This is a genomic window from Burkholderia sp. LMG 13014 (assembly GCF_905232215.1).
Lineage (GTDB): Bacteria > Pseudomonadota > Gammaproteobacteria > Burkholderiales > Burkholderiaceae > Burkholderia.
The window spans coordinates 1-3,263 of sequence record NZ_CAJNKE010000632.1; the positions used below are offsets into that span (position 1 = coordinate 1).

The following is a 3,263-nucleotide window of genomic DNA, read 5'->3' on the forward strand; positions in this document are numbered from 1 at the left end:
GTCAGTTGTTGTTGCGCGAGCTTGATCTGCTCGTCGTTCAGCGCGATCTGCGCGAGCAGCTTGCTGCGCTTGATCGATGCGTCGCTCGCGTCGTACGCGTTGTCGAGCCCGCGCGCGGTGCGCTCGCGCAGTACGGTCGTCACGCGCTGGCTGACCTTCAGTTTCTGCTGCAGCAGTTCCTGCGTCGCATACGCCTGGTCGAGCTGGCAGTACACGGTGACGATCGCCACCGCCAGCGTGAGCCGCACCTGCTCGGCCTCGACCCGTGCCGCTTCGCGCAGCGACATCAGGCTCTTCGTCGCGGCGCGGTTCTTCCCCCACAGGTCGAGCTGGTAGGTCAGCCCGACGAACACCGACGACGGCGAGGTGTTCGGATCGCCGAAGATCTCGACGGGTACACGATAGCCGCCGGCCGATACGTCGGCGACGTCGTTGCCCGGCTTCGGCATCCGCGCGCGGCTGACCGTCGCGCCGGCCGTGCCCGTCAGCCCCGTCAGCGAATCGAACTGCTGAAGCTGCGCCTGCGCGATCCGCAGCCGCGCCTGCGCGACCTGCAGGTCGGGGTTGTGCTGCGATGCCTCGGCGACCAGTGCGTCGAGTTGCGGATCCCGCAGCTGCTTCACCCAGTCGGGCGCGGGCCACGCGCCGTTCACGCCGGGGCCGGCCGTGTGCGCGAGCGCATCGTCGGCCGGCGCACGCAACGACAGCGACGGCAGGAAGCCCGACGGCACGCATCCGCTCAACGCCAGTGACATCACAGCGGTACCGATCAAGGCACCGCCCTTCACGCTACGCGCCAGACCCGCCGCTTTTTTCTCAAACCGCATCGCGCCCCTCATCCCTGCTGAACGCGCTGCGCACGCGCGGCCAGACGCGGACGCGTGCGTTCGAGCGGGCCGAGCCGGCCGAACAGGCCATCCGCGATGCCGAACAGGATGCCGGCGAGCTTCGCGCGCTTGTCGCGTTCGACGAGCGCGATCTGCACGACCTGCCACACGGTCAGCAGGTTGGGCACGATCGCCACCGGGAAGCGCAGCCCGTACTGCATCCCGAGCTGTACCGCATTGCGTGCGCTGTAGTAGCGCCGTTGCCACGAGTGATTCATCGACGTCATTTCAAAAGGGCCGATCGCGTGACGCTGCTTCGCGCCGATCCGGTGCGGCAGCACCAGCGACGGCACGACATAGAGCGGCACGTTGCGCGCCAGCGCGCGAAAGCTGTATTCGGTATCGACGTGATCGATGAACAGCGTCTCGTCGAAGCGGCCGAGCACGTCGAACGCATCGCGCGACACGACGCAGCCCGACGAGATCAGGAACGCGCAGCGCTGCAGCGGCGCGCCCGGCTCGATGCGCAGGCGGCGCAGCCCGATCCCGTTGGTCGAGAGTTCGGGCAGGAAGCTGCGCGCGTTCTCGTCGAAGATGCGCGGGCCGGCCAGGAACGGCCGCCCGCCAAGCCCCGCGCAGACCTCGCGCATCGCGGGGAAATACGCGGCCGGCACCGACGAATCCTGGTCGAACAGCGCGACGGCATCGATGCGGTCGCGAAACAGCGCCGCGAGCCCCGCGTTGTACGCGCCCGCGATCCCGCCGCGATTGCCGTGATGCAGCAGCGCGATGCCTTCGCGCGCGCACAGCTCGCTGGCCCGCGCGTCGGGCTGCGGCGTGTTGTCGACAACGAGCAGTGCATCGCACGCATGCCGCCATGCGCGGAGCGCGTCGAGCTGCGCGTCGCTCGGGTGATACAGGATCACGAGTGCGCCGAGTGTCGTCATGTTCTTCTCCTCAATGCCCGAACGACGCCGCCGCGCCGCGCTTCGGCCGCGTCAGCCACATCATTGCCGCGAGCGCGAGACACGTCATGCTCGCCATCCAGAACATGTCGTTGGTCGCCATCATGTACGCCTGCTGCATCACGACCTGGTGCAGCGTGGACAGCTCGCGCACGCCGTCCACCCCCATCCCGTTCAGCGTATGCACGAAGCGCTGCGTATTCGCCGATGCGTGCGTGACGGATTGCGACACGACGTCGTAGTGATAGGTCGCGCGGTTGTCCCACAGCGTCACGCTCATCGCCGTGCCGAACGCGGCCGACAGCGTGCGCAGGAAGTTCGACAGGCTCGACGCGGCCGCGAGCTGGTCGTCCGGAATGCGCGACAGCGTCGCGGCGGTCAGCGGAATGAAGAAGCACGGCAGCCCGATCCCCTGGATCAGCCCCGGCGCGGCGATCTGCGCGAACGTCATCTTCAGCGTGAAATGCGCGTCCCACGCGAGCACGGCCGCGAACACGAGGAAGCCGAAGGTCGCGAGCACGCGTGCGTCGAAGCGGTGCGCATGGAGCCCGACGACGATCGAAAACACCAGTGCGAGCACGCCGAGCGACGCGGTGGCGAGCCCCGCGTGAAACGCGTTGTAGCCCATCACGGCCTGCATCCACAGCGGGAACACGACGCCGACCACCGAGAAACTCATCATCCCGAGCGAGATGATCAGCACGCAGAACGAGAACGTGCGATCGCGGAACAGGCTCAGATCGACGACGGGATGCGCTTCGCCCGCCTCCCAGATCAGCAGCGACACGATCGACAGCCCCGCGACCACCGCGAGCGTGACGATCAGCGGCGAACCGAACCAGCCGCGATCGTGGCCGAGATCGAGCATCGCCTGCAGCGAGCCGACGCCGATCACGAGCAGCACGATGCCCGGCACGTCGATCGGGCCGGCCGCGCCGCGTTGCGCATCGGGGCGCAGCATCGCGGTGCAGACCGCGAACGAGAACAGCCCGATCGGCAAATTGATCAGGAAGATCCACGGCCACGAGAAGTTGTCGACGATCCAGCCGCCGACCACCGGCCCGAAGATCGGCGCGAGCAGCACCGTCATCGCCCACAGCGCGAGCGCGATCGTGCGCTTGTCCGGCGGGAACGTGCGCAGCAGGATCGTCTGCGACAGCGGCACCATCGGCCCCGAAAACAGCCCCTGCAGCGCGCGGCAGATCACGAGCACATGCAGGTCGCGCGCGAGCCCGCACAGCAGCGACGTCAGCGTGAACAGCAGGATCGCGCCGACGAACAGCCGCAACTCGCCGACCCGGCGCGCGAGCCAGCCCGTCAGCGGCACCGCGATCGCGGCCGCGACCGAATACGAGCTGATCACCCACGTGCCCTGGCTGTTCGAAACGCCGAGACTGCCGGAGATCGCCGGCACCGCGACGTTCGTCACGGTCGAATCGAGCACCTCGATGAACGTCGCGAGCGACAGCGC

General features: G+C 68.2%; 3 protein-coding genes. All 3 read right to left on the reverse strand.

Annotated features, from left to right (window positions below; genetic code table 11):
* A partial coding sequence (locus JYJ84_RS32200; RefSeq protein WP_374102147.1) for a TolC family protein occupies positions 1-755 on the reverse strand: 755 nt, incomplete at its 3' end.
* An 80-nt stretch (positions 756-835) separates the two neighbouring features.
* Positions 836-1,774, reverse strand: a complete 939-nt coding sequence (locus JYJ84_RS32205; RefSeq protein ID WP_122947861.1) for a glycosyltransferase family 2 protein — start codon at positions 1,772-1,774, stop codon at positions 836-838.
* Positions 1,775-1,784: 10 nt separating this feature from the next.
* The coding region (locus JYJ84_RS32210; protein WP_205189965.1) for a DHA2 family efflux MFS transporter permease subunit at positions 1,785-3,263 on the reverse strand (1,479 nt) is incomplete at its 5' end.

What these genes read in the sequence shown, in the direction of transcription:
- JYJ84_RS32205 (WP_122947861.1), bottom strand. Translation starts at nt 1,774, where the DNA reads ATGACGACACTCGGCGCACTCGTGATCCTGTATCACCCGAGCGACGCG.